The organism is Mycolicibacterium doricum (assembly GCF_010728155.1).
In the GTDB taxonomy this organism is placed as follows: domain Bacteria; phylum Actinomycetota; class Actinomycetes; order Mycobacteriales; family Mycobacteriaceae; genus Mycobacterium; species Mycobacterium doricum.
The window spans coordinates 547524-572698 of the sequence record NZ_AP022605.1; the positions used below are offsets into that span (position 1 = coordinate 547524).

The 25175-nt window shown below is 61.2% G+C and carries 22 protein-coding genes and 3 pseudogenes; 14 read left to right on the forward strand and 11 right to left on the reverse strand.

Translation table 11 applies throughout. The features are described from left to right. The first annotated feature begins 38 nt into the window (after nucleotides 1-38). Nucleotides 39-500: an Hsp20/alpha crystallin family protein gene (locus G6N07_RS02755; protein ID WP_085190446.1), complete on the forward strand. Its 462-nt coding sequence runs from the start codon at nucleotides 39-41 to the stop codon at nucleotides 498-500. Between the two features lie 19 nt (nucleotides 501-519). On the opposite strand, the gene G6N07_RS02760 is transcribed toward G6N07_RS02755, so the two are convergent. Continuing rightward, nucleotides 520-705, reverse strand: coding sequence for a hypothetical protein (locus G6N07_RS02760; protein WP_165756761.1), 186 nt, complete (start codon nucleotides 703-705; stop codon nucleotides 520-522). Between the two features lie 460 nt (nucleotides 706-1165). On the opposite strand from G6N07_RS02760, the gene G6N07_RS02765 reads away from it, so the two are divergent. Beyond that, on the forward strand, nucleotides 1166-2932 hold the full coding sequence (locus G6N07_RS02765; RefSeq protein ID WP_085190444.1) for a DUF4012 domain-containing protein: 1767 nt from the start codon (nucleotides 1166-1168) through the stop codon (nucleotides 2930-2932). 51 nt (nucleotides 2933-2983) lie between these two features. On the opposite strand, the gene G6N07_RS02770 is transcribed toward G6N07_RS02765, so the two are convergent. Next, complete coding sequence (locus G6N07_RS02770) at nucleotides 2984-3499, reverse strand: arsenate reductase/protein-tyrosine-phosphatase family protein (protein ID WP_085190323.1); 516 nt, start codon at nucleotides 3497-3499, stop codon at nucleotides 2984-2986. A 132-nt stretch (nucleotides 3500-3631) separates the two neighbouring features. Continuing rightward, complete coding sequence (locus G6N07_RS02775) at nucleotides 3632-5053, reverse strand: tyrosine-protein kinase domain-containing protein (RefSeq protein WP_085190442.1); 1422 nt, start codon at nucleotides 5051-5053, stop codon at nucleotides 3632-3634. Between the two features lie 210 nt (nucleotides 5054-5263). On the opposite strand from G6N07_RS02775, the gene G6N07_RS02780 reads away from it, so the two are divergent. Continuing rightward, entirely contained in the window at nucleotides 5264-6571 is a 1308-nt protein-coding gene (locus tag G6N07_RS02780) for an ISL3 family transposase (protein WP_085192575.1), read from the forward strand. Nucleotides 6572-7281: 710 nt separating this feature from the next. Next, a pseudogene (locus tag G6N07_RS02790) lies at nucleotides 7282-7581 on the forward strand (integrase core domain-containing protein); the annotation flags it as partial. Between the two features lie 174 nt (nucleotides 7582-7755). On the opposite strand, the gene G6N07_RS02795 reads toward G6N07_RS02790, so the two are convergent. After that, nucleotides 7756-8688, reverse strand: coding sequence for a class I SAM-dependent methyltransferase (locus tag G6N07_RS02795; RefSeq protein WP_085192578.1), 933 nt, complete (start codon nucleotides 8686-8688; stop codon nucleotides 7756-7758). A 354-nt stretch (nucleotides 8689-9042) separates the two neighbouring features. Here G6N07_RS02795 and G6N07_RS21135 point away from each other — a divergent pair. From G6N07_RS21135 to G6N07_RS02825, 8 genes and pseudogenes are all read left to right on the forward strand, one after another. Continuing rightward, a pseudogene (locus G6N07_RS21135) lies at nucleotides 9043-9194 on the forward strand (IS1380 family transposase); the annotation flags it as partial. A 245-nt stretch (nucleotides 9195-9439) separates the two neighbouring features. Beyond that, nucleotides 9440-9886, forward strand: a complete 447-nt coding sequence (locus G6N07_RS02800) for a hypothetical protein (protein WP_133055577.1) — start codon at nucleotides 9440-9442, stop codon at nucleotides 9884-9886. A 504-nt stretch (nucleotides 9887-10390) separates the two neighbouring features. Continuing rightward, complete coding sequence (locus G6N07_RS02805; protein ID WP_133055578.1) at nucleotides 10391-11791, forward strand: lipopolysaccharide biosynthesis protein; 1401 nt, start codon at nucleotides 10391-10393, stop codon at nucleotides 11789-11791. A gap of 178 nt (nucleotides 11792-11969) precedes the next feature. Beyond that, the gene (locus G6N07_RS02810) at nucleotides 11970-13109 is read left to right on the forward strand and encodes a hypothetical protein (protein ID WP_133055579.1); all 1140 of its coding nucleotides are present in this window, start codon (nucleotides 11970-11972) and stop codon (nucleotides 13107-13109) included. Beyond that, nucleotides 13106-14203: a polysaccharide pyruvyl transferase family protein gene (locus G6N07_RS02815; protein WP_163784060.1), complete on the forward strand. Its 1098-nt coding sequence runs from the start codon at nucleotides 13106-13108 to the stop codon at nucleotides 14201-14203. The genes G6N07_RS02810 and G6N07_RS02815 overlap by 4 nt, the downstream gene beginning before the upstream one ends. Beyond that, complete coding sequence (locus G6N07_RS02820; RefSeq protein ID WP_085192581.1) at nucleotides 14200-15192, forward strand: glycosyltransferase family 2 protein; 993 nt, start codon at nucleotides 14200-14202, stop codon at nucleotides 15190-15192. Before G6N07_RS02815 ends, G6N07_RS02820 begins: the two co-directional genes overlap by 4 nt. 155 nt (nucleotides 15193-15347) lie before the next feature. Then, nucleotides 15348-15779 (forward strand): transposase, encoded by a 432-nt coding sequence (locus G6N07_RS20645; protein ID WP_263858017.1) that lies wholly within the window; start codon nucleotides 15348-15350, stop codon nucleotides 15777-15779. Further along, a complete protein-coding gene (locus tag G6N07_RS02825; protein ID WP_263858018.1) occupies nucleotides 15776-16744 on the forward strand; it encodes a transposase in 969 nt (322 codons plus the stop codon). Before G6N07_RS20645 ends, G6N07_RS02825 begins: the two co-directional genes overlap by 4 nt. A gap of 242 nt (nucleotides 16745-16986) precedes the next feature. Here G6N07_RS02825 and G6N07_RS20845 read toward each other — a convergent pair. From G6N07_RS20845 to G6N07_RS20855, 5 genes and pseudogenes are all read right to left on the reverse strand, one after another. Beyond that, a pseudogene (locus G6N07_RS20845) lies at nucleotides 16987-18175 on the reverse strand (IS3 family transposase). A gap of 51 nt (nucleotides 18176-18226) precedes the next feature. Next, complete coding sequence (locus G6N07_RS20850) at nucleotides 18227-18712, reverse strand: hypothetical protein (RefSeq protein WP_372507541.1); 486 nt, start codon at nucleotides 18710-18712, stop codon at nucleotides 18227-18229. Then, nucleotides 18687-19421 carry a DDE-type integrase/transposase/recombinase gene (locus G6N07_RS02850; protein ID WP_099050096.1) on the reverse strand — a complete coding sequence of 245 codons (735 nt, stop codon included), beginning with the start codon at nucleotides 19419-19421 and terminating at the stop codon, nucleotides 18687-18689. The genes G6N07_RS20850 and G6N07_RS02850 overlap by 26 nt, the downstream gene beginning before the upstream one ends. Continuing rightward, on the reverse strand, nucleotides 19418-19681 hold the full coding sequence (locus G6N07_RS02855) for a hypothetical protein (RefSeq protein WP_099050095.1): 264 nt from the start codon (nucleotides 19679-19681) through the stop codon (nucleotides 19418-19420). Before G6N07_RS02855 ends, G6N07_RS02850 begins: the two co-directional genes overlap by 4 nt. A 274-nt stretch (nucleotides 19682-19955) precedes the next feature. Further along, nucleotides 19956-20723 carry a WecB/TagA/CpsF family glycosyltransferase gene (locus G6N07_RS20855; RefSeq protein ID WP_085186974.1) on the reverse strand — a complete coding sequence of 256 codons (768 nt, stop codon included), beginning with the start codon at nucleotides 20721-20723 and terminating at the stop codon, nucleotides 19956-19958. Between the two features lie 569 nt (nucleotides 20724-21292). Here G6N07_RS20855 and G6N07_RS02865 point away from each other — a divergent pair. After that, nucleotides 21293-22609, forward strand: a complete 1317-nt coding sequence (locus tag G6N07_RS02865; RefSeq protein WP_085186970.1) for an O-antigen ligase family protein — start codon at nucleotides 21293-21295, stop codon at nucleotides 22607-22609. Nucleotides 22610-22623: 14 nt separating this feature from the next. Here the strand turns inward: G6N07_RS02865 and G6N07_RS02870 are convergent, their stop codons facing one another. Then, nucleotides 22624-23370 (reverse strand): integrase core domain-containing protein, encoded by a 747-nt coding sequence (locus G6N07_RS02870; protein WP_197913007.1) that lies wholly within the window; start codon nucleotides 23368-23370, stop codon nucleotides 22624-22626. Between the two features lie 313 nt (nucleotides 23371-23683). Between G6N07_RS02870 and G6N07_RS02875 the strand changes: the two genes are divergently transcribed. Beyond that, nucleotides 23684-23923: a hypothetical protein gene (locus tag G6N07_RS02875; RefSeq protein WP_235849897.1), complete on the forward strand. Its 240-nt coding sequence runs from the start codon at nucleotides 23684-23686 to the stop codon at nucleotides 23921-23923. Between the two features lie 28 nt (nucleotides 23924-23951). Here the strand turns inward: G6N07_RS02875 and G6N07_RS02880 are convergent, their stop codons facing one another. Continuing rightward, on the reverse strand, nucleotides 23952-25172 hold the full coding sequence (locus tag G6N07_RS02880) for a DUF1501 domain-containing protein (protein WP_085192222.1): 1221 nt from the start codon (nucleotides 25170-25172) through the stop codon (nucleotides 23952-23954). Nucleotides 25173-25175: the final 3 nt, after the last annotated feature.

Consider the following 25175-nt stretch of genomic DNA (forward strand, 5'->3'; position numbering starts at 1 on the left):
AGAGAACAATCCAGAAGAACAACAAGGAGAGCAATACGATGACCCTGCCCGTGCGACGTTCGAGCAGCCAGACCGACAGGTGGCGCCCGTTCCGCGAACTCGACGACCTCTATTCGGAATTGGACCGGCTCATGCAGTCTGCACTGGGCGCCACACCCGATGGGGCGGTGATGCCGTCGGCCGACGTGGTCGAAACCAAGGACGGCTACGAAGTGGAGATCGAACTCCCGGGTGTGCGCCGCGAAGACATCGACGTCGAGCTGATCGGCAATGAATTGGCCGTCACCGGCGAATTCAAGGAACGCACCCGCGAAGGGCTGTTCCGGCGGCGTACGCGGCGGGTCGGCAGTTTCGACTACCGCGTCACCCTTCCCGGCGAGATCCGTGACAGCGACGTCACCGCGTCACTGGCCCACGGCGTGTTGACCGTCAACGTACCCAAAGCGCGCTCGCAGTCGACCAAGATCAAAGTCATCGACTCCGGCGCCGAGACAAGCTGAGCGCACCGGCTCGAGACCGTCAGAGCGCCTGCATCTGCCTGGTGGCGGGTAGGCCGACCGGCTTATGTTTGGCGACTTGGCAGTGCTCGATGACATCGAGGAGGGCATTACCGCAAAACCAGCGGCGTTTGCCTTGATAACCACATTGGCACTGTGCTCGGTTTCCAAGCCAGGAAACCACCAGGAACGCCTGCGGACCGTTCATCACGCCAGGGTAGCGACAGCAAATGGTCCGCGGGGTGAGAATCGGCATCTTCGTTTGCTCGGCTTACGCGGGTCGCCGTGGTGATCTGACGTCTTGCAGCAGGCGCGCGAAGTTGACATGGCCACTACAGGCTGCGAAGCTTCCCTCGCTGAATGTCGTGCAAGGACAAATAGGGGGGCAATGCCGACTATGGCGACACGTTTTCGTGGATCGGCTAATCGGCTGCAGCTAGGCACCGCAGCCCGTTCAGCCGGTACCGTCGCTGCCTCAACGGGCCGCGGCTAGAGATCTGCCCTTGTCGACACGTCCGGTCCGGCTATGCCAATCGAAGCTTCATGTGAATGCGGGTCATCATTGAGTCCACATATTCGCGCGTTGGTCGCTGATGCCTGAAACAAGCGGCGGCGGCGACGCGCTAGACGATTCTTCGGGACTGGACGAGCCAGAGGCGCGGCCGAAGATGCTGCAACGTCTTCGGCGCCGTCACGTGGCTTTCGCCGGGCTCGTTGTCTTGATCCTGGTGGTCGGTTTCGGCGGCTGGCTCGCCCTACGAGCCTTCGACGCGAAATCCAACCTTGAGGCGGCGCGAGATAGCGCCCAACTGGCAAAAGATGCGCTACTGGACGGGGACACCGACGGTGCCGCCCAACATGCTGATGACGCACGTTCTCATGCGCAACAAGCGCGTGACGCGACTCATTCAGTGCCGTGGGGGATTGCTTCGGCAGTTCCGTGGTTGGGTGATCCCTTCACCACTGGTCAGGAAATATCGGACGTCGTGCTTGGTCTGGCAGCTGACGTGCTGCAGCCAGCAGCAACGGTCGGCGCCGTACTTTCACCCGATCAGCTGATGCAAGGAAACCGTGTCGACGTTCAAGCGCTCCGTGAGCGCGAGTCCGAGCTGACCGCTCTCGCCGGGACCGCCACCGCACTCGAAGAGGATGCGGAAGCCATAGCGGACCCCAAGTACGTATCACTCCTGGCCGACGCTCGGTCACAACTGCAGGAACAAACCGCCAACGTCGCTGCGTTGCTGGACAACACGGCGTTGGCCGCCCGTCTCGCGCCCTCGATGATGGGAGCCGACGGCCCCCGTACATACTTCATGGCGTTCCAGACGAATGCCGAGGCGCGCGGCACCGGAGGGTTACTCGGGGGCTTCGGCCTGCTCAGATTCGACAACGGCACCGCAACGGTTGACACGTTGGCATCAAACCGAGAACTGACTGGAGCCTCGGCCTCGGTGGATCTCGGCCCTGAGTTCACGGAGATGTACGGATTCACCAACCCGATGACGGACTTTCGTAACAGCAACCTGAGTTCTCACTTCCCCTACGCTGCCCAGATTTGGAAGTCGATGTGGGCAGAGCAGACCGGAATGAACGTCGACGGGGTGATTGCCCTCGACCCGGTGGCGCTGAGCTATGTGCTCGGCGCAGTAGGCTCCGTGAGGATGCCTGACGGCGAAGTGATCACCAAAGACAACGTCGTCGAACTCACCGAATCCACCGCCTACAGCCGTTTCCCGACGGATCAGACAGCGCGCAAAACGTATCTTCAGGACATCGCCAGCGAAGTGGTCCGAAAAATCACCGGACGGGTGGAATCGCCGCAAGAGTTGCTCGACGCCTTGGGGCAGGCAGCGGGCGAACGCAGGATCGCGGTGTGGAGTTCGGTGCCAGCCGAAGAACAGTTGCTCGAACAGACTCCGTTAGCGCATGTGGTTCCCGACGATCCTGCACCGTACGCCGAGGTGGTCATCAACAATCTCGGCGGTAACAAGCTCGACTACTACTTGAGAAGGCAAATCGAGTATGTCGCCGATGGCTGTAACGCTGAGACCAGGAACTCCACGGTGACGGTACGGCTGGCGAATGAAGCGCCCGAAACCGGACTGCCGGATTACGTCGCCGCAGCGCCCGGAATTCGCCCGGATATTCCGCTCGACGTTCCGAAGGGCGCGATGGTCACTTCGGTTCGTCTGCTGGCGACGAAGGGTGCGACGTTGGTCAGCGCTTTGGTGGAGGGCCAACAGGTACCCGTGTTCAGCGGGACGGAACGTGGCCACCCGACCTTCGAAGTGCAGCTTGGCATACCGCCCGGTCAATCCGGCTCGCTGAGCTTCCGGCTTTCGGAACCGACGTCAGCGGGCGCAGCGCGAGTGCCGGTGCAACCACTGATCGACACCGTCGAACCCAAGGTATCGGTGCCCGAATGTTCGGAATAAGCCGACTGCCGGGGAGGATTAGGCGATGATCCCCCCAGGGGCTTCGGCGGTTTAAGCCGTCCGCAGTTTGAGGACTGCGGGAATCAGGTTCGCTATCTGTCGGCCGACCATGGCGTGGAAATCCGGGCTCTGCCCGATGGGGTCGGGAACGTCGGGGATGTCGTGTGCTGCCAGTCGCGGACGCAGCGCTGCAAGGTTCTCGACGGTTGTTGCTCCGCAGTCGTTCACGAGCCGCGCGACCTCATGGAGAGTGAAGGTCCTGTGTAATTGCCTGGGGGCCAGCTCCAGCACGGCGTCGCGGTGAGCTCTCGTCATGGTGACGACGAGATCGGCTTCTGCTATGAGTCTGCGCGTGACCTTCCGAGCTGCGAATTGAGATGAATCGCCGCGCAGGCTCTCGAGTACGGCGGCTGCGTCGGGGTGCATCGGGTGCCCGACGACTGCACGAGTGCCGGCGCTCGATGCGCGGAAATCTTCGATCGGCGGTTGAGCGCTGTGCATCGTGGCGAGCCGTTCAGCCGTTGGCGACCGACAGATGTTCCCTGTGCACACGAAGAGGACGTGCAGAGCGCCTCCTAGCCTTGTTGCATGGATGGGATGTCCGTGAGCCAGTGCTGCCCGCTGTCGAACCTATACCTCGGCTTGCGCGTTCGACAGATGGTGTTCGGACGCGTCTTTGCCGGTAGGTTCAACGAACTATCACTGGCTGTCAGGTGCCGTTCTTGTGGTGTTACGACCGTGTGGCCAGCGGTTCGGCCGCGATGATGGTAAGCCGCCATCTCCGTAGTAGCTGTAACTGTACGACGAACCACCACGCGCCGGTGTCAACGTGAGTACGGCACCAAGTGGTCGGGCACCTACATCTTGAAGGTTTCCCACCGCGTGCATCAAATGCTCACGTTTTGTCTGCCCGAACCTCGCCATGATCAGCACTCCGTCGGCATTGGCCGCCAGAATTGCGGCGTCGGTCACCGCCAAGAGGGGGGACGAATCCACGATCACATAGTCGAAAAGAGAACGAAGTTCGTCCAAGACTTTCTTGGCTGCCATCGAACCGAGCAGCTCGCTGGGGTTGGGCGGGATTGGCCCCGACGTGAGGCAGGCGAGCCTGTCGAACCGAGTCTTTTGTATCGCCTCATCGAGGGATACACTCCCGGCCAGCACCGTACTGAACCCTACGGACCCGACTAGATCCAAGTAGGTGTTCAGCCTTGGGCGTCGCAGGTCTCCATCGACAATGACAACGTCGTGTTGATCCTCCGCCAAAGCCAACGCAAGATTTACTGCAGTAGTCGATTTGCCTTCATTAGGCATCGAACTGGTGACGACGATGACCCGGGGCGGGTCGTCGACCGCAAGGAACTTCAGGTTGGTCCGGAGTTTCCGGAATGCTTCGGCGATTCCTGAGTTGTCGGTCTCGAACGAAATCGCCGGTTCCTTGCGGCGCTCCTTGTCGAGCGGGATGCTTCCCACAACCCCGACGCCCGCGACCTCCTCGAGAGTCTCTCGATCCTTAACGGTGTTGTCGAGCATATCGCGGAGAACCGCAAGACCAACGCCCAACAGTACCCCGAGCGCAAGGCCGATGGCGATATTGCGAGCGGTTTTCGGAACCACCGGTGCGTCTGGAATTGACGCCTGCTGCTCGACGACGACTCGTGCATCTGGCTCCAACCCGCCGGGCGGGGTTTCCAATTCACGCACCATAACGACGAATTCATCTGACAGGGCGTTGGCGATGTCACGGGCACGTACCGGCGATTCGTCAGTCACCGTGACCTCTATCAGCACCGTATCGGGTTTCGACGTCGCCTTGACGTTTCCCTGCAGCTCAGCGGCGGTCATGTCTAGGCCGAGCTTGTCGACAGTGCGTTGCGCGAGAGTCTCGCCCATAACGAGCTCGGTATAAGAGACAACGCGTTGTTGGGAATAGAGATTGCCTTGGTACATCTCGGTTACTGAGTCGCCCGATGAGGTGGCGACAAAAAGTCTCGTCGATGCCTCGTAGAGCGGGGTGGTAAGCAGGTTGACCGCGACGGCTGCCAATACAGCGACGACAATAGTCGCCGCGATGAGGATCCACCGCGCACGCAGCACTTTCAAAAGCTCTTGGATCGTCATCATCGCCCCCTGATCGCTGAGTGTCTACTGCTGCACGGCGTCTACTGCTCCACGCTTACCCTGTTCAGGCAGCAAATCGTCGCCGAAGTCTACCTTTACTGGCTCTTCGCAGTTGAGGGTGTAGAGGTGGTCGGCGCGTCGTTACCGGGGTAGGGGTCGAGGTCTTCCGATGATGGGAGTTCTCACACCGCCCAGCTGGAAGACCTCGACGTGCCTGACGCTACCTTCGCGTGCCCTGATCTGACGACGTTCTGCCGCCTCGATGAGCTCGGGCTGCAGGTGACCGGACAACGCGTGGCACCCGATCGGGCGTTTCTGGCGTGCCGGATCACCGACGACGACTCGTGGTGTCGCCGTTGCGGCGAGCAAGGCGTCCCGCGTGACAGCGTCACCCGCGAGCTTGCGCACGAACCGTTCGGGTGGCGGCCCACGACCTTGCTGGTCACTGTGCGCCGCTACCGGTGTGCCGGCTGCGCGCATGTGTGGCGCCAAGACACCAGCAAGGCCGCCGAACCGCGGGCCAAGCTGTCTCGGCGCGCTGTGCAGTGGGCGCTGGAAGCCCTTGTCTGCCAGCACTTGAGCGTGGCGCGGGTCGCTGAAGCACTGGCGGTGTCGTGGAACACCGCCAATAACGCGGTGCTGGCCGAAGGCCAGCGGGTACTCATCGCCGATCCGGCCCGCTTCGACGGTGTGCGGGTGATCGGCGTCGACGAGCACGTGTGGCGTCACACCCGTCGCGGCGACAAGTACGTCACCGTCATCATCGACCTGACCCCAGTGCGTGACGGCTCCGGCCCGGCACGGCTGCTCGACATGGTCGAAGGGCGGTCCAAGAAAGCGTTCCAACAATGGCTGGCTGAGCGGCCACAAGAATGGCGTGACCGAGTGGAAGTCGTTGCCATGGACGGATTTTCCGGGTTCAAGACCGCCACCGCTGAAGAGCTGCCCGAGGCAGCCACGGTGATGGACCCCTTCCATGTGGTCCGGATGGCCGGCAACGCCCTCGATGAATGCCGGCGCCGTGTCCAGCTGGCCACCTGTGGGCACCGGGGCCGCAAGACCGACCCGCTCTATGCGTGCCGGCGCACCCTGCAGACCGGGGCCGATCTGCTCACCGACAAACAGAAGGCCCGGCTCGACGCCGTGTTCGCCGTCGACGCTCATGCCGAGGTCGAGGCCACCTGGACGATGTATCAGCGCACCGTGGCCGCCTACCGACACCCCGACCGCAAGACCGGCCGCACCATGATGGCCGCGCTGATCACCACGCTGAGCACCGGCGTCCCCCAAGCCCTGCAGGAGGTGATCACCCTCGGACGCACACTCAAAAAGCGGGCCGCCGACGTCTTGGCCTACTTCGACCGGCCCGGCACCTCCAACGGGCCCACCGAAGCGATCAACGGCCGTCTCGAGCACCTCCGCGGATCGGCCCTCGGATTCCGCAACCTCACCAACTACATCGCCAGATCACTGCTGGAAACCGGCGGATTCAAACCCCAACTACACCGTCATTCATGAAGAGCCCCTTTACTGATTTCGCCGCAGCGACCCGAGCCGAGCAAGTGGCTGCGACTGCAGTACCGCACTATGCCTCTGTGAAAAAAATAAGCTTTGGACACTATGGTTCCAATTCGGCACCATCGTTCTCGCCCCACGCGGTAGGCCGCTTGCGCCCACACCCCCGCAGCGACGATCTCATCAACCCCCCAATTCGACTCAGCCCCTGAACATAGCCTACGGGTCAGCAACGAGCCGTCGCGGCCAAACGGGCGTAGGCACGAGCAGGAACGCCGTCCCGGGTCCTCGCTGATCACCCAGCCCGTACTCGTCACTTCGAGAGACGCTCAACAGCCGTCGAAACCGTAATGGCTGCGGAGGGGGATGAATCGTTCTGACTCCGCCCGGTCCCGGCCACGCAGCACCCGCACCACCGCGGGCTTGAGGTTGTCGTAGCGGATCGTGCCGGCACCGCGCCGAAACTCTCGAAGGCAAGCACGTCTCCTTCCAGGAACGCTTCTTGGGCCTGGGTGGCAAAAGCCACATGGAAGCCTTACCGAGTGCGACAGGCGCATCACGAACATCCACACCTTGATCAACACCCCGGCGATGGTGGCGTAAAACTCGCCGAAGTCGACCTCGGCCTCAGCGCCGGGGCGTGGGTCTGGGGCACGATCACCTCAACCCGGTCCAAACCCAGCTCGCGCTAGCGGTGTGAATCGCCCTGGTTCTTATCGGGGCTGCGCCCGTCGATCGGAAGTGTCGGTGATGCCTACGATAACGCCTTGGCCGAGACGACCATCGGGCTCTGCAAGACCGAATGCATCCGCGCCGATTCACCGTTCCGGCGGGGCCCGCTGCGCAACCTGAGCGACGTCGAACTCGTCACCGCCGACTACGTCAGCTGGTACAACCAGCAGCGCCTCATGCACCGCCTCGGACGCACCCCACCCGCCGAAGCAGAAGCCGAATACTACGATCAATCGGACGCCAGCCAACCGGCCGGCTCACAGAATCCCGAGGGTGCATGAAACCCAGGATGGTTCAGCGGCCGCCAAGGGACAACTCGGGCGACTGTGAAATTCTGAGGCTAGCTCTCTAGTAGACGTCAACGCACCAGACGAAACGAACCGAGCTCCAACGAATTTCATGTGTGACCGAGAGTCACGACGTACGGCAGGTGGTCTTTTCAGGCAGCCCTTCAGTCAGCGTGAAGGCTTCTGCCATAGAGCCCAAAGATCACATGTCAGCAACTCCTCATCCGAGTACTCAGCCAGTTCGCCGGCGGGGCGCAAAGTTGCGAGTTCTGGAACCAACCAATCAGGACTCATGATGTTCTGCAATACAACGCCGGAACAGCGCTCGCGAAATAGTCTCTCCCATTGTTCGTTTCGCCAAGCATTGCAGTATGCGTTCGGCTTGACGGAGCCCCGATGCGCTGGACGTAGGTGCGCCCACGGCGCGAGGTCACCATGGTGCGGCAGAAAGGAGCGCGGGTCGTGCGCGCCGCTGTCGCTTGTGTACATATGTGTGCTGATACAAAAGACGCCGCCCGGTCTCAGAACGCGGATGACCTCGTCGAGGCACTTCTCGGGGTCGTTGACATGCTCGAATACCGAAAACGAATAAACGAAGTCGAAAGAAGCATCGGGCCATGGCATCGCATGCGCATCACCTTGTACCACGTTAAGGCGGCATCGCACCCGACCGATGTGCTTCTCCAGCTCATTCCAGTAGGACCGGTCGATTCCGGCAACTTTTCGAAGCACAGTCTTTAGTGTCCGTTTCGGGCCGTTGCGGCGGAACACGCGGAAGTAGGCAGCTAGATCGAAGCCTTGAACGATAAGGTCATAGTCGAGAGCTGTCACTGTGTTATGGCGACTGAAGTACTTCAATCTCAACAATTGCTGGCCCGCGCCAACTTCTAACATCGCCACGCCCTCAAGCGACAGTCCGAAGTGCTCGGAGGCTGCTCTCTCCATATCTTCGCATGTTTCCACTACGTTAGCGACATTGCCCGCGACGTCGGATGTTTTATGTCGGTACACACGCCAGAATTCTGACAGTGTGCCCACGCTTCCGCTGTTCAACGAGGCATAAGATTTCAGCGTGCCGTCAGACGGGTGCGGCGAGCCCATTGGGTACCTTTCTGAGCGAGGCGACACAACATGAAGATTGCAGCATCTGCCTGAGCAGAGGATGCAGAGTACCGCCAAACCTACACCAATCTAGGGCTTCGCGTAGACGCGAAGACCGAATTGCGCGGGCCCCTAGACTAGGTCAACTGTGGATCCTGACGGGCGAACAGTTGGGCGCCCACGCACGTCACGCTGTGAGCACCGTAACCCGCGAAAACCGTCCTACTCAGAGATCTCACGGCCGGCAACAGAGCTGGTGCGCAACCGGGTCCGGGAGCGGGTGTGGGAGTTGATCGAGGCTCGCATGGCGCGGTCCCGCCCTCGCGGACCTGTTATGGGGACCTGGGTGGTGTGGTGGTCATCCGCATTGACGCCTCGCTGGTTGCCTCGCACAGCGACAAGCAGCACGCTGCGGGCAACTTCAAGGGTGGCTACGGGTTTCCCCGCTGACCGCGTGGTGCGACAATACCGGTGAACTGCTGGCGGTGATCGCCCGCCCGGGTAACGCCCGGGTCGAACACCGCGACCCATCACATCGTGATCATCGACGCGGCGGCCGCGCCGCGGTGGCGGCGCAACCTGCTGGTCACCATCGAGGGGGCGGGTTCCAGCCACGCGGTGGTCGAGCACCTGGAGAAGCTGAACACCCGCCCGGTCTGGTCGGTGGGCTGCTCGGTGGGGTTCGACCTCGACGAGCGGGCCTCGGTCGCGATCGGGCAGATGCCCGCCGCCGGGTGGGAGGCGGCGCTGGATGCGGCCGGGCAACGCCCGCGACGACGCGGCCGTGGCCGAGCTGACCGGGCTGCTGCGCGAGGGCGCCGACGGCCGGCTGGCCGGCTGGCCGCCCGACATGCGCGTCCTCGTGCGGCGGGAGAAGATCGAAGAAGGCCGCCAGCTGTCACTGTTCGAGCAGCTCAACGGCTACCGCTACCAGCTGATCGTGACCAACACCCGCGGTGGACAGGCCCAGCGGCTGGAGGCCCGCCACCGGGTGCATGCACCGGTTGGAGGGGTTCATCGGCTGCGGCAAGGACACCGGCCTGGCCCGCTGGCCCTCGCACTCGTTCGCGATCAACACCGCCTGGGTCACCGCGGTCGCCCTGGCCATCGACCTGCTGTGCTGGACGCTTTAGGTGGGCGTCGCGAATTCGCTCGCTTCGCTTCCGGTGTTCGGTGCAGGCCATTGCGTCCCCTTTAGGAGAACGGGCAATTCCCAACATCGGAGCAACTCAACATCAAACGAGCGCACCGCGAAAAATCCTCTCCCTACACCGCAAGTACACACGTGTGGTCCACAACTACACACGTGTGGTCGACGGCCGAACTCTGGGTTATGTTTACGGGCATGGGTCCGCGATCCCACCTCCGTGCGCGAACCTAGGCATAACGAAGCGGCCGGGACGAGCGTGGTGCCGACAAGCCTCAGCGCAGTCAAAGCCGTCGACTCTATGGAAGGCAGTGCACCACGCACCGTGTCTCAGACTGGAGAAGCACCTGTGCGGGCGAAACCGCAAGAACAGCGAATTAGCATGCGCGGGGGCACTCGGGGCACTTTGGCACAAGGCTGCGCGAAATTAGCTCGCCGCCGAGCGATCTCCTTCAACTCACATAGTGATCTGCCAGTCGAAGTAGCTCAGCGTAACTTCCCCGTCGCGCCGTTACGCGTCGTGCGTATTGGGTCCCGCTAAACGGAGGGAAAAAGATGCCGCGCATCAGCACTAAGCTCGTCGCGCCTGTCAGAGGGCTAGCAACTGGAAGCTCCTTTCAGGCATTGGTGGTGTTCGCCCTGAAGGCTGCCGGCGGTCTTTCTGGATACCTGTTATTCGCACTGATAGCCCGTCAGTCCGGCGTGGAACAGTTCGGTATGTTCAGCGTACTTTTCAGTGCGGCCATGATGGCCGGCATGGCAGGTTCGATGGGCCAGCAAGTCTTCCTCGTCAAGGAGATCCCGAAGGCACAGCACGCCGAAGACTCGCGTTTGGAGATGCGAACCTATGCTTTCTCGTTTGTATCGACAGTGATTGGGTCGGCAATCGCCGGGATCGCATTTTATGCGGGCGCCACGATTTTTTATCCTGACGCCGCAGCCTCGGTCGCTATAGGGGGCGCGCTGCTATCAATCACCTTCGCCGTTTCACAAACGACCCTAGGCGCCCTGAGGATACAGAATCGGGTGGTCTTGGCGGTCGCAAGTCGCGACGTGATTTGGCGCATTGCTACAGCAATCGTTATCGCCTGCGTCCCCTGGTTGATGCCAACACACGCTGTAGACGCCGGTTCAGCCCTGGTTGTAATGGGGGCAACGCTTCTCGTCATCGTCCTGTGGCATGCCATTATTCTCTCGCGGAAATTCAAGGTAAGGATATCTACTCGCGGGATCCTATCCCGACAATGGCTGCAATTGACGGCTGGCCTGACACTGGTTGCCGTCATTTCGAGCGCCGACCTCTATATCTTTTCCATTGCACTAGGAGTATTAGTTCCTCCGGCGGAGGTCGGTCCATTCTTCGCGGCGATGAAAACCGTTGAGGTCATCAATCTACTTCTTATGTCGGTCGCTCTAGTGATGGGCCCACACATAGCCCGTGCTATCGCAGCCAAGGACTTACGACGTGCTCAAGCAGAATGCAATACAGCAATCGTGGTTCAAGGTCTACCTTCTGTGTTCGCCTGCATCGCAGTTATCTACTTCGCGCAACAGCTTCTGGGATTATTCGATCCTATATTCGCGCAGCATGCCGATGTTCTGTACATTTTGACCGCGGGCGTATTAATCAACGCCCTCGCTGGCCCAACAGTACTCATGCTACAGCTCGTAGATTTACACTGGCGTCAGGTCGTGCTGCAGGGCGGCAGCCTCCTGGCTGCACTTACCTTACTTCCGGTCGCAGTAGACCACGCTGGTCTTGTAGGTGCAGCATACTGTTACACGCTATCGAAGTTGGCGTGGAATTTCGCCGCTGTCTTGTCATGCCGCAAACACGCAGGGATTGATCCGTCCTGCTTCGGCGTGTTCGGATTCGGCGCCTTGAATTGTAGAGAGAGTTTACGCGAACTTTGCAACCGGTTAGCGAGAATTGTGAATGATAAGCACAAAATTTGAAACGAACACTGAACCGTCTACTTCGATCAAGGTGTACCGACTCACGGATGGCAACCGTCCAACGATACATCGCTTCTACGACACGTCACCGGTCAGCCCATCGGGTCGCTACATCGCTCTCACAGAATTTCCATATGACGACCGACTTCCGGTCCCAGGCGACCAAGCACGCGTTTTCGTGCTTGACCTCGAGACCGCCGAAGAGGTGTATTCCACCCTCACGTCGGCGTGGGATACCCAGGTAGGCGCACACGCGCAATGGGGTGACACCGACGATGCACTCTACTTCAACCGTTTAGACTCCGCAGACTGGAGTCCATATGGCGTTAAAGTCGACTTCATCGCACGTCGAGAGGATCGGCTCGATACCACCGTGTACATGGTTTCCCCGGACGGCAGCGCGGCACTGAGCCCATGTCTCCGACGAATCGGGATCACGCAGCCAGGCTATGGCGTAGTCGTGCCGACCGATCGAATCAAAACTAACCGTGGCGCATCCGCAGAGGATGGACTCTACTCGACCGATACAGCATCTGGCCGCTCTCGGCTATTGATCAGCTTCGCCGATTTGATTAGCCAGGCAGGCATCCGGCAGGGGCAGAGCCATTCATCCGGTGCTTTTTACGGCTTTCACACGAAATGGAACCCACAGGGCGACAGGGTGATGTTCATAGTGCGGTTCGCACCCGATTCCGCACGAGTCGGAAAGACCGAGAACTATCTCTTCACCCTCGCCCCTGATGGACGGGACGTGGCGTTAGCGCTCGGGCCTGATGAGTGGGAAGGTGGTCATCACCCCAACTGGTGCCCCGACGGGCGGTCAATAGTAATGAACCTCATCTTCCCACGTCCCGCAGGGTGGCGGATGAGCTCGTCGACTCTTGCGGGCCGAATAGCACGCCGGCTGGGATTTCGCTACTTTCCCCGAGCTCGCCGACTGTCCTTCGTGAGGATTGATCACCGCGGCAGAGAGACTCGTATCCTTGCCCCCTCCAGCGTCGGATCCGGGCATCCCACCGTCGATCCTTCCGGAAAGCTCCTCATAACGGACGCATACCCGAGCGAAGAAGTCGCATTCGAGGACGGCACAGTCCCTATCCGTGCCATCGATATTGCCGCCGATGTAGAAACATGCCTGCTCCGCGTCAACACGCGACCGCAATTCGTGGGTCGCAATAATGAGTATCGGATCGACCCTCACCCCGCTTGGGATCGGAGCGGCAAGATAATAACCTTCAACGGATCGAAGGACGGGTGTCGGTCGGTGTTCCTCGCAGATCTAAGCCCCTTCATCGACAACCTCCAATCGGACTCGTGAACCGCCCGACGTCGTTCCTCAGCGTAAAAACGCAGTTCGAGAACGCTGGTGACGCACTCATAAACCGCGAGTTGGTGCGGATCTGCTCCCGATTCTCGGACGTCGTTGTCGACACGAGTCGGTGCCCTGACGCCTTTCTAGCATCGATGCACCTCGAAGAATATTCTCCGCATGTCAAAAAAGCGCGGTCCGCGTCGCTATTCTTCACACTTGTACTCCAACGTGTCCTCAGAAGACCCGGTTACTACTTCCTGATTCCTGGAGGCTATGTCGGCGAGAAACACGGTATACAACTACTTAGCTTGATAGCGAACACCGCCATTCTCGCTGGCATGAAGCTCCTCGGCGTGCGCGTGTGCCACGTGGGAGTGTCGTACGAACGACTCGGTTCCCGGCACGCACGAATACTGGCGTTGAGATCTCGCCTCATGCACTGTCTCCTCGCCAGGGATGCCAGTAGCCGCGCATATGCAGAGTCTTTGGGAATCAGGATCGATGGCCTCATACCTGACCTCGCGTTCGGCGCAGTTAGTTACCGATGCGACATCTCGGGCAACGAAGGTGTGGCACTGTCTTTTCGCGTCGACCAAATGGATTCGCAACGTTCAGACGCCGAACTTCTTATTCGACATCTCGACGAGATCCTGCCAAAGTCGGCTGATTTCAAGTTCATTGCGCAGGTTCAACGGGATGCACCCTTCATGCATGAGCTCGCTATGCGCAAGTATCCATCAGGAAGGTCTTCGTCATTCCGCGCTACTTTCTCCGACGCTGACGAAGCGTTGGACGCATACGCAGGCTGCAAGTACGTTTTGTCCAACCGCCTTCACGTACTTTTATTTGGCATGATTGCTGGGTGTGAGCCCATCCCATGCGTCGACGAGACGGTGAATCGGAAGGTAGTTGGCATCTTTGATCTATTAGGCATTCGGCCTGTTCGAAGTACGGATATCCCTGAAGGTTTGGGACGTAGCCTCTCTCAAGCAGGCAATCTAGGAAGCGTGCAAATTTCTTCAATCGTGGCGTCACAGGAGAGAGCTCTGCACAAGGCTTTCTCGGCCGTCTTCTGCAACAACGTATCGGAGGCTGTATGACCGGAGATGCTGACGTGATTCTTCCCTTGTTCTCAGTGGTTGTTCCTTGCTTCAATAGATCAGCCGAAGTGAAACATACCCTGCACTCGATACGTGCGCAGACCATCGAAGAAAGCTTCGAGTGCATAGTCGTCGATGACGGTTCGACCGATGCGCAACAGTTGTGGGACACGGTGAAGTCCCTAGATGACTCTCGCTTCCGGTATGTTCGCCAATCCAACCAGGGCGGCGGTGCCGCGCGAAATACCGGCATCAAGCTAGCTCGAGGGCGCTACATTGCCTTCCTGGATTCAGACGACGTTTTTCTTCCTCAGAAACTCGAGCGCGTTCGAAGTTTCCTGGAAGAAACCGGATGTGAAGCCGCGTACTCCCTCGCCTATGTCGATCGCGGTGTTCCGGGAAGCCTATGGCTCAAGCCCGACCGAGGCATACGCTCCAACGAGGATATGGGTGAGTATCTCTTCGTCTCCAACCAAGTTGTACAGACATCGACGATCGTAGTAACGACGGAGGTTGCGAGGAGAGTCATGTTTGATCCGACTCTGCGCAAAGGTCAGGATCTCGACTTCTGCGTACGTGCGCATGCAGCGAATGTGCGCTTCACCATGATTGATGAGCCACTTATTATCTGGCGTGACGCTACGGAGATCGGGCGAACCTCACGGCATTCCGGCGCCTCCGGGCTCCTTGTCTGGCTGGACAAAAATCAGTCGCTACTCACTCGAAAAGCCTTTCTTGGGTACCGCGCGACTGTCGTAGCAGTGTTCCGTCCTAAATGGCAGTTTCCAGTCGTCGCTCGAGACTTGATTCTCGGCATGTTGATCGCGAGGGTTCCGATCCGAGTGACTTTGCGCCAATCACTTCGCTTTGCTCTACCGCGATCGGTATACCGACGACTGGTCGACCTTGTCGTCAGGCTTCGCGGCAGGGCCCTCGACGACCACTCCGTTTCACCGATCCTGAACAGACGGTCGGCGCAGTCTTGTTGAGTCACGGCGCGGCGGATTCGGCGAGTCTGCTTGTCGACCTGGATCTTTCACGTAATTGGCAGTCGATGGGTGTCGTGAATGTGAAAGGTGCGCTGCCTCAAGGATAATCATGGTTTCCATGCCGTAGCTATCCGAGAAGGGAGCGCACCTGACAGATGCACGATAACAGTGATTGGTCGAAGAGTCTGCGTGTGGAGGTGCGCGGCGGCGATGTGGTCGGGCATGCCGGGAACGTGATTCCGCGGATGCTCGCCGACGCGACCGGACTTACCGAGGCGTTGTCGGCGGCGGTGTCGCGGCCGGAGGTGACCCACGACCGGGGCGCGGTGTGGCGCGACGTGGCGGTCGCGATCGCCGGCGGCGCGGAGAACCTGGCCGGGTCCGCGGTGCTGCGGGATCAGGGGCGACTGTTCGGGCCGGTCGCGTCGATCCCGACGATGTGGCGGTCGCTGAACGAACTCGACCACGCGGCGCTGGCGCGGATCGCGACGGCGCGCAACAAGACCCGGAACGGGTGTGGAGCTGATCGCGGCACGGCACGGCCGGATCCCGCCCGCGCACCTGCTACGGGGATCTGGGGCCGGTGATCGTGATCCGCATCGACGCCACCCTGGTCACCGCGCACTCGGACAAGGAGTGCGCGGCCGGGAACTTCAAGGGTGGCTACGGTTTCCACCCGTTGACGGCGTGGTGTGACAACACCGGGGAACTGCTGGCGATCATCGCGCGGAAGGGAAACGCCGGGTCGAACACCGCCGAAGACCACGTCGCGATCATCGACGCCGCGGTCGCGGCAATCCCGGCGCGGTGGCGGCCCAACCTGCTGGTCACCATCGACGGCGCCGGGTCCAGCCACGCCGTCATCGAGCACCTCACCGCGCTGAACAACCGGCCGGGCTGGTCGGTGGCCTATTCGGTCGGGTTCGATCTGGACGAGCGGGCCCGCACCGCGATCGGCCACACCCCCGAGGATGTGTGCTCACCGGCGCTCGACCCGGCCGGCGATCCGCGCGAGGACGCTCAGGTGGCCGAGCTGACCGGGCTGCTGCGGGACTCCGCCGGCGGGGACCGGTTGGATGGCTGGCCCACCGACATGCGGATCCTGGTGCGGCGGGAGAAGATCGAGCACGGCACCCAACTGTCGCTGTTCGAACAACTCAACGGATACCGCTACCAGGTGACTGCCACGGCCACCCGCGGCGGGCAGGTGCAGCGGTTGCAGGCCCGCCACCGGGTGCACGCCCGCGTCGAGGGGTTCATCCGCAACGGCAAGGCGACCGGTCTCGCCAGGTGGCCGTCGGCGTCATTCGCCATCAACACCGCCTGGGTCACCGCCGCCGCCATCGTGATCGACCTGCTGTGCTGGACCCGGCTGCTGCTCCTCGACGGGCCGCTGGTCAAGGCCGAGCCGCACACGCTGCGTTACCGGCTACTGCACGCCGCCGCCCGGCTCGTCTCCCACTCCCGCAAACTGATCCTGCGGATCCCCGAAACCTGGCCCTGGGCGCAGGAATTCGCCGACGCGTTCAACCGCGTCCTGGCCATCCCCTGACGCACCGCGCCGTTGTCACGACGACCCCAAAGTGACGACCCCAAAGTAAGGAGCGAACCACCCACCGGGACCGTGGAACCCGGCGCCACCGCACGACACGCGGCGCCGAGACATACCCGGAACCATGAAATCAAGATCAAGACGGCCGGTCAGCAACCGCCACCGTCCAACCCGGCCTACCGTGAAATTCTGAGGTCGATTGCCGCGTTCATTGAGGTTGACCCCTGATGGTGGACACGGGGTCAGGCGGCTTGTGCCGTCTGATTGTGGCGGTCCTCGAACTCGACTGGGCTGATCATGCCGATCTTCGAGTGCCGTCGTCGGCGGTTGTAGACCCGTTCGATCCAGTCGCCGACCGCCAGCCTAGCAGCAGCCTTGGTCGGCCAGGTGTAGCGGTTGTAGAACTCTGATTTCATTGTGCTCCAGAAAGATTCGGCCTGAGCGTTGTCCCAACACACCCCGGTCCGGCCGACCTATTGGGCGATGTCGTGAGCGCGGGCGAACCGGGCGAGCTGCCCGGAGGTGTACTGGGTGCCGCGATCGGCATGGAAGATGACCTGCCCTGGTAAGTGCCCGCGCATGGTGACCGCCATTGACAGCGCGGACTCCACCAGATCGGTGCGCAGGTGATCCTCCACCGCCCAGCCCAGGACCCGCCGCGAGCACCCGTCGCGGACCGCGCACAGAACAGCCAGCCCTCATCGGCGGCCAGGTAGGTGATGTCCGACGTCCAGACCTTGTCGAGCTCACCGCGGTCGAATCGGCGATCCACCAGGTCCTTGGGTCGATGCGCGTCCAGGTCGACGACCGTGGTGACCGGGGTGAACTGCCGCGGGGGTGATCCCGGCGATCTGCTGGCGCGGCGCATCGAGGCCGCCACCGTCTTGCGTGAGATCACTTCTCCGTCGTCGCGCAGATCGGCCAGGATCCGCGGTGAGCCGTACACCTGATCGGAGGCGTCGTGGAACCCCTTGACCTTCGCGTCGATGACCTCACGGCGCTGCTGGGCCGGCGAGGGCCCCGCCACCTGCGCCGCGCGCCACTTGTAGAAGCCCGACCGCGACACCTCCAACAGTGCAGTCATGCCGATCACCGTGAACTCGGCCTTCTCCGCCTCGATCAGCCGGTACATCTCTACCGGTTCTGTTCGGAGGCGAAGAAGGCCGCGGCTTTTTTCAAAAACGCCCTGTCCAAACGTAATTCAGCATTCTCCTTGCGCAAGCGGTGCAGCTCTGCGCGTTCATCGTCATCGAGCACCTCGGGATTATCGGCTGCCAAGCGCGCTTTGGCCGCCGCGACCCACCGGCCGAGCAATTGTTCTCCAACGCCGATCTTCGCGGCGACGTGCGCGATCGGGCGTCCGGTATCGACGACCAGACGCACGGCCTGCTCGCGACACTCCGGGGTGTACTTCTTGCGGTTTCCCGACACGGGAACATCCTCCCCCGCAGGACCAGCAGTCCCGCGATCAGATGTCCACCTTCAGGGGTCAACCCCATCATGGGACCGTTTGAGGTGGTTTGCACCGTCATGGGACCACCTGGTTTGCCGGTATGGCTTTTCGCAGTTGAGGGTGTAGAGGTGGTCGACAAGTCGCTGCGGGGGTAGGGGTGGAGGTCTTCCGATGCCCAGGACTCCCGACATGGAGTCCGGGTCCCGGTCGGTATTTTTGTGGTTTGATCTGCGAGTTTCCGGCTGTGTCGTGTCGTGGTCCCGGGCCTCGTGCGAAATAATGGATAGCTGTTGCTGGCGATCTGGGGTTGGTGGACGATGGCCGTGATGACCGCGCAGCCGCCGCTTCCGCTGACGCCGCGGAATGCCCGCCCGGTCGGCGCGGCTGCGGCGATCGTCGAGGACGACGCCGGTGTGCCGATGCTCGTGGTTGTACCAGTTGGTGAAGGTGTTCATGAATCGCCTTGCCCCACTGACTGACCCGAAGCGTTCAGGAAATTGCGGCCCGTACTTCAATGTCTTGAACAGCGACTCCGAGTACGGGTTGTCGTTGGACCCGTGGCCGCGAATGCGACCGGATGACCTCCAGATCGGCGAGCAGCGCGGCGACGGTCTTGCTGGTCATCGACGTTCCCCGGTCGGCGTGCACGATCTGCGGTACACCATGCCCCGTGAAGATCTGCTCCATCAGTTCCTTGGCCAGCACCCCGGATTCGTGGGCATGAACATCGACACCGACGATGTAGCGGGAGTAGATGTCGATCATCACGTAGGCATCGAAGTAGGTGCCCTTCACCGGCCCAGCGAGTTTGGTGATGTCCCAGCTGTACACCTGCCACGGAGCGGTCGCGACCAGCTCCGGGCACACCTTGGCCGGGTGCCGCGCCAGCCGGCGGCGTTCAGCGACTTGCTTGTTCTCGCGTAGTACCCGGTACATCGTGGACACCGAACACAGGTAGGTGCCCTCGTCGAGCAGCTGGGCGTAGATCTGCAACGGCGCGAGATCGACGAACCGGTCGCTGGTGAGCACCTCAAGGACCCGCCGCCGTTCCAGCTCGGTCAGCTTGTTGACCGGATCGGGCGCTGGTTGGGCCGCCACCGCGGGAGTGGGCGCGGTAGCGGCGGTGCGCCGCCGGTGCGCCGTCGAACGCACCATCCCGGTCAACCCCGCTGCCCGTCTCGTGGGCACACCGCCGGCGATCAGCAACACGTAGGTTTCGGTCATCGCTTCTTGCGCTGCTCGTCGGAATCCGCTCTCTCGGAGAGAGTCTCCAAGAGAGCGTGCGCTTTTCCCATGATGTCCAGGGCGGCTTCGGTGGTGCTCAACCGCTTGCTCATTCGGGCGTTCTCCCGCCGCAGCCGAGCCATCTCGGCCTGCTCGGCGGTGAGTCTGCCGACCTTTTCACCGGGCTTCTTGCCTGCCAGCACCCCGGCGTCGCGCTGCTTGCGCCACGCGCAGATCAACGACGAATACCAACCCCTCACGCCGCAAATAGGCACCGCCGTCGCCGTGCTCGCACGCCTGCTCGTAGCCCTGCAAATGGGCCAGCTTCTCGGACGCTGTGAACACGCGACGCCGCCGCGGCCCGTCAGCTCTCGGGTGAGTCGGATCCATCCGTTCATTGTCGTTCACCGGGATAATCGTGGAGCTCGTCATGATGTGCCGATCCATATCTCGCCCTGCGTCAGGCCGATTTGCTATGAACCACTGGACTCAACTCACCCTGACACGCAGAGCCCACCGGGGCCACCCGGCGGGTTAGCCGCGTTCACGAAAAGAAGCGCAGAGCACCCTAATGAGGAGAAGGAGTGGTTCAACTAGATAGCGGTGAGCGAGCCGTCTCGGCTGGTTGACAAGCCTCCAGACCCACTCGAGTCCGAATCGTCCAAGCCACCTCGGGGCGAGGCGTGTGGTGCCGGCAAGGTAATCGATCGCGCCACCTACGGTGGCGTATGTGGCGTCCGGTAGCTGGGCTAGGTGAGATAGGAGAAAGAGTTCTTGACGAGGCATGCCGAGGCCGACGAGCACAAGGTCGGGGTCAAAATCGATAATTCGAGTTAAGGCTATGTCGCTCGACACGTAGCCGTCGACACCTGAGACTGTCCATTGGGGGAGCATGGCGCGCAGACTTTCGACCGCTCGCGCATTCGATTCGACACTGGCTCCATATACAAATAGCCTTCGGGCTACGTTTAGCTGTGGTAGTGCTCCTATCCAATCTGTCGACCCAATGCGGTAGTTGGATGTTAACTTTCTTCCCGCGCTAAGCGCGGCGAGCCAGCGCACGGGTGTTCCGTCTACGACAATCCAGTCCGCCCGTCGATACAGCTCGCGAAACGCTTCATCAGTGTCGTGAAAGTAAGCACTGTGCAGATTGTGGTTGAGGAGAAGTCGCTTACCATCGGCTCTTGCTGCCGCGGTAGCGACCTCTGACGCGGTGAGCGGTGTCACCGCGATCCTCAGAAAGCGGATCTCTACGCGCTCTTGAGGCTTTGTGCCACACGCGAATTCTCCGTCCGCGCTCATAGCTACCGGCTGCTCATGCTGACGAAGCTCCTGGGGGGCGCTTCGCCGCGATCCCGGTCGGAGATGGCGCTCCCTACACTGTATTTGTGCACAGCCTCCTCCTTCAGAATCAGTTAGGCACCGGTTGGTGCATACAAACCTTGTCAGGCCCCACGCAGAACCGCGAGGCCAACCCGTTTGGACGTCCCGAAGATGACTCTGTCCGCACCCGACTCTAGCTCGTTTCAGCGGTATTGGTACAACTCCCAACGGCTGTCTGGCTCTGGCGGAAACTGCAGTTAGTGTACTGCCGCGTAGTGGTTCAACTTGCCGTGGCACATCAATAGGCTCAGGCCGAGTGCCTATCGGACAGTTCTGTTCGCTATGACACTCGGACGTTTCACGGGCCGCGCCTCGATGCGGAGAGCCGGTATGGTCGAATCCACGGGGCGACTGCAATCGCGCGCCAGTCCGTCGATAGTCTGTCTCAAACCCCAGTTGCAGCGTTGCTGCCGTCTTCCCCTCGAGGAGTCTTCAGATTGTCCACTGTGACAGGTCGTTCTCGGGGAGCGTCTTCAGATGAGCGGCCAATGAACGGTCGTTCCTTCCGGCTGGTGTTCTACTACGTGTACGTAGCGTGCATCATTGGTGCCAACGCGTCGATCTTGATCCCACGGACGGCCATGGGCCATGTCGAAAGCAACCGACTTTTCTCTGTGAGTTGGGTGGCGCTCCACATACTTTCTCTGTTGGTTCTCTTGTCGCTGCTGAGACGGCAAGATTCCCGCAACCTGATGTTCGTCGTGTTGGTAGGTACTTTCATCCTCGTCTCTGCGATCTGGTCGGTGGCGCCGACATACACCCTCCTGTACGGCAGCATGATGGTTGGGAACGTCTTGGTGGCACACCTGATGGCGAGTGAACTCTCCTTAGAGGAAATAGTTTCCTTCCTCGCACGCGTCTTATTTGTCACGAGCTTGTTAGGCGTCATCGCTTACTTCCTGAAGTTTGGACCGGTCTATTACTTTGATGTCCATCAGCGTCCCAATATCTTCGGTGGGCAGCCCTTTCGGGGCTTCACTGCGCACAAAATATTGGCGGGGCTTTACGCTTCGCTCGGTGTGGTAGCTATTCTAGCGACAATGCGTGGCGTGGCGAGAGTCGCATGTATGTCCGTACTCGCGCTCTGCGTCGCATTGACGAGTTCGGTGATCGGCATCGTCTTGTTCCTGCTGGCGACTCCCGTTTATGTCGCTGTCAGGTATGCCTTCGCTAGACGAGTCGGGAAAACAGGAATGCTCGTCGGCGGCGGCGCGGCCGCTTTTATTGTGCTATCTGCGGCGGTGATGTACTGGCAACAGTTGCTCGGCGTGTTGGCGCGCGACAGCACGCTCACAGGGCGCACGACGCTGTGGAATATTGGCATCGATGCGTGGCTTGAACGACCATTGCTGGGATGGGGATTCAACGCTTATCTAGAGTCGTCATTCTCCGGATCGGCGACCCGCCTGTTCAATCCATATGGAGAGTGGGATATTCCCCATTTCCATCAGTCATTCATCCAAACGGCGGTAGATTTGGGTGCCGTCGGGGCGGCAGTTCTCGTGGGGCTGCTCATGTATACGCTCATTGCGTCTTATCGGTACGGCGTGACCGTCAATACGTCGGTAGGTGCCTTCAGTTTTGCCGTTACAATTCTGATGATTATTGCTGCGATGGCGATGTTCATTTTCTTCAACTATAACCATTTCGGTACCTTCCTTCTAATGCTCTTGTTCTTTTCCCTTAGGCGCGTCAATCGACTACGTAGAGAAGGCGACGTTAGTGGTGCGCCGTCGTATGTCCTGAAACCTCACGGCTCGAGTCGAACGGCCAGGAGAAAGCGTCGCATCGGGTCGGCAGCTTGACATAGTTGAGTCGCCTACCTCAATTTTTTCGCGCGACCCGAAGATTGGAGGGGGACCTTGCCTTGTGTAGTCCACCGGCGCAGACCCTCACCGCGGTCATACCAGGGGCCTCCTCGTCCTTCGTGTTCGTCGTTGGGTGTGACGTATCCGATGCCGGCGTGCAGTCGGACCGAATTCCAGAACTCGCGGGTGACGGCCAGTTCGGCGCGCAGGGTGGCGGGGTCCTCGATGGCGAGCAGGTGCGGGAACTCGGCTTTGAGGTGCCCGTTGAAGCTCTCGATCCAGGCCTGATCGGTCGGCGTTGCGGGCCGCCCGAAGTGCTGGGCGATCGCGCACAGCGCCATGAACTCCCGGGTGGAGCCCGACGTCATCTGCGGGCCGTTATCGGACACCGCAAGCAGGATCGGCCGAGGCTCGTCGTCGGCAGCAATGTCGACGAGCCCGTCTTGGCGTCGCTCGATGGCTTCCAGCAGTCCCTCGGCGTCGAGTGCGTCGGTGAACCCGACCTCTACCTGGGTGGAGGTTTCCTCGACGGAGACGACCTCGGTGATCCACTTGCGCGAGACGAGGTCCTGGATGATCAGCACCGCCATCCCCGCCCTGGTGAAATGGGTCGTGTCGTAGATCCAGATCGAGTTGGGCTTGTAGTCCACCCAGTCCGGAAACGGTTTGCGCTGCGAGCGGCCCGGTCTGGGCAGCGGCCGGAAATGCTTGTCCGCCAGGAACAGAACACGGCGCACACTCGACGGCGACACCCACACCGGGTGCAGGATAGGAGCCGCGGTGGGCCAGCTTACGATGGCTGCGGTCGGTCTCGCCCCACTCGTCGAACAGGGCCAGGATCTCGGCAGCTTCGGCGTCGAGCAGCCCATGCATCGGCGTCTACTCCAAGAAGGCGAAGCTCACAGTGGTCACTTCAGCCTCACTCCTCACGCCTGGTTTGTTGCTCAGCGACACGCCGTCGGGCACGATCACAGACCATGGCCGCCCCGCCCGCATCGACGAAAACCTCACTACAGCAACGGCTGACCGCCCGCGCCCACCAACGATGGCCCCAAACTCGACGGCGTCGACGTGCGCTTTCGCGGTGCGTTCGCTTATGGCACCGGACGCCTGCCCGACGGCGAGACCATGCCGCTGATGCGGCGGCGCTTCGGCGGATCCGCCGCACGCTGGGGGTTCGCCCATGTACCTGGCCAGCAAGGACGGTACCAGGATTCTGTTCTATCCACCGGCCAGTTCGCTGGCACACCGGAGGACGCGCTCGACACCGCCTGCGGTCTCTATCTCGGCGATCCGACCGCCTGGACCTGACCCCCGACGGACTTACGGGCGAGACGGCTTAGCTCTTGAGGAAGCCCATGTCCTTCTTGCTTGACCCGATTACAGGTTCGGGATCGGACTCGAGCGTTTTCGACAGGAGTTCGCCGTAGATGTCGCGGAAGTCGGTCGTGATCTTGAGGTTTCCGTCATCAAGATCTGTGAGGCTCGGCTCGTCGCCGTAGAACCCACCGCGCACATTTCTGCCTGCTATGAAAACCGGGCCGGCTGTGCCGTGGTCCGTCCCGTCGGAAGCATTGGCCTCAACCCGTCGGCCAAACTCTGAGTACGCGATGACGACGACATTCTTCCCGTACCGGTCGTCGCGCATTCTCTTCACGAAGCGTGCGACGGCCTTATCCAGAATACCAATCAGCCGACGATGATCGTCGCGCTGTTCGGAATGCGTATCAAACCCACCGAGGGATACGCTGTAGACCCTCGTCGGCAGGCCTTCTGAAATGCACTGCGCGACGGCGTTGAGTTGGACGTCGAGGCCATTGCTGCCTTCGCCCGTCTCGCTGACCGGCGCACCGTCGTCGGTGTCCGCGAACAATGGTGACAGTGTGTCGGCGACGGTGGGCACCGCGCGGTAGGAATCCCGAACCAGCGCCATCGCCGGGGTGTCATCGGGATCTCTCCTTCCGAGCGCCCTAATGAACTTGGCAGAGTTCTTCGGCGGAATTACTTGCGGCGAGAAGGCCGCGGCGCTACTCTTCTCTCCCACAGTGAGTCTCGGCAGCACCGTACCGATGTTCAGTGCGCGCAATGGGTCGCCGTCACCCGCGTCGAGCCAACGGCCGATCCAGCCGGTGGTGACGGCGTTGTCGATGGACCCGCTCTGCCAGATGTCCATGGAGCGAAAGTGGCTCCGGTCCGGCTCCGGATAACCGACCCCACGGATGATCGCCAGCGACTTGGACTTGAACATCTCGGCCATGCCGGTCATCTCGGGATTGAGGCCGTAATCCTCGTCCAGCGAGACCAACTCGTCCGGCGAGTATGCAAGTTCCGGGCGGGCGTCGTGATAGGCATCGTCGGTCAGCGGAACCAGTGTGTTGATGCCGTCGTTTCCGCCGTACAGGGTGACCAAGACGAGGATGCCGCTGCCATGAGGCAGGGGGTCCGCCCTGGCGGCTTGCAGCAGTTCTGGCCACGTGAAGCTCGTCGTCGCGGTGAGCACGCCTGCGGCGCCGACGCCCGCGCAGCCGGCTAAGAAGCTCCTGCGACTGAAGTTGGCCAATGG

Coding starts and splice junctions, on each gene's coding strand:
- G6N07_RS02800 (WP_133055577.1), top strand. CDS start 9,440: ATGCGGCCGGGCAACGCCCGCGACGACGCGGCCGTGGCCGAGCTGACC.
- G6N07_RS02795 (WP_085192578.1), bottom strand. CDS start 8,688: ATGGGCTCGCCGCACCCGTCTGACGGCACGCTGAAATCTTATGCCTCG.
- G6N07_RS02865 (WP_085186970.1), top strand. CDS start 21,293: ATGAACGGTCGTTCCTTCCGGCTGGTGTTCTACTACGTGTACGTAGCG.
- G6N07_RS20645 (WP_263858017.1), top strand. CDS start 15,348: ATGCACGATAACAGTGATTGGTCGAAGAGTCTGCGTGTGGAGGTGCGC.
- G6N07_RS02755 (WP_085190446.1), top strand. CDS start 39: ATGACCCTGCCCGTGCGACGTTCGAGCAGCCAGACCGACAGGTGGCGC.
- G6N07_RS02805 (WP_133055578.1), top strand. CDS start 10,391: ATGCCGCGCATCAGCACTAAGCTCGTCGCGCCTGTCAGAGGGCTAGCA.
- G6N07_RS02820 (WP_085192581.1), top strand. CDS start 14,200: ATGACCGGAGATGCTGACGTGATTCTTCCCTTGTTCTCAGTGGTTGTT.
- G6N07_RS02760 (WP_165756761.1), bottom strand. CDS start 705: ATGAACGGTCCGCAGGCGTTCCTGGTGGTTTCCTGGCTTGGAAACCGA.
- G6N07_RS02765 (WP_085190444.1), top strand. CDS start 1,166: ATGCTGCAACGTCTTCGGCGCCGTCACGTGGCTTTCGCCGGGCTCGTT.
- G6N07_RS20855 (WP_085186974.1), bottom strand. CDS start 20,723: ATGAGCGCGGACGGAGAATTCGCGTGTGGCACAAAGCCTCAAGAGCGC.
- G6N07_RS02775 (WP_085190442.1), bottom strand. CDS start 5,053: ATGACGATCCAAGAGCTTTTGAAAGTGCTGCGTGCGCGGTGGATCCTC.
- G6N07_RS02850 (WP_099050096.1), bottom strand. CDS start 19,421: ATGACCGAAACCTACGTGTTGCTGATCGCCGGCGGTGTGCCCACGAGA.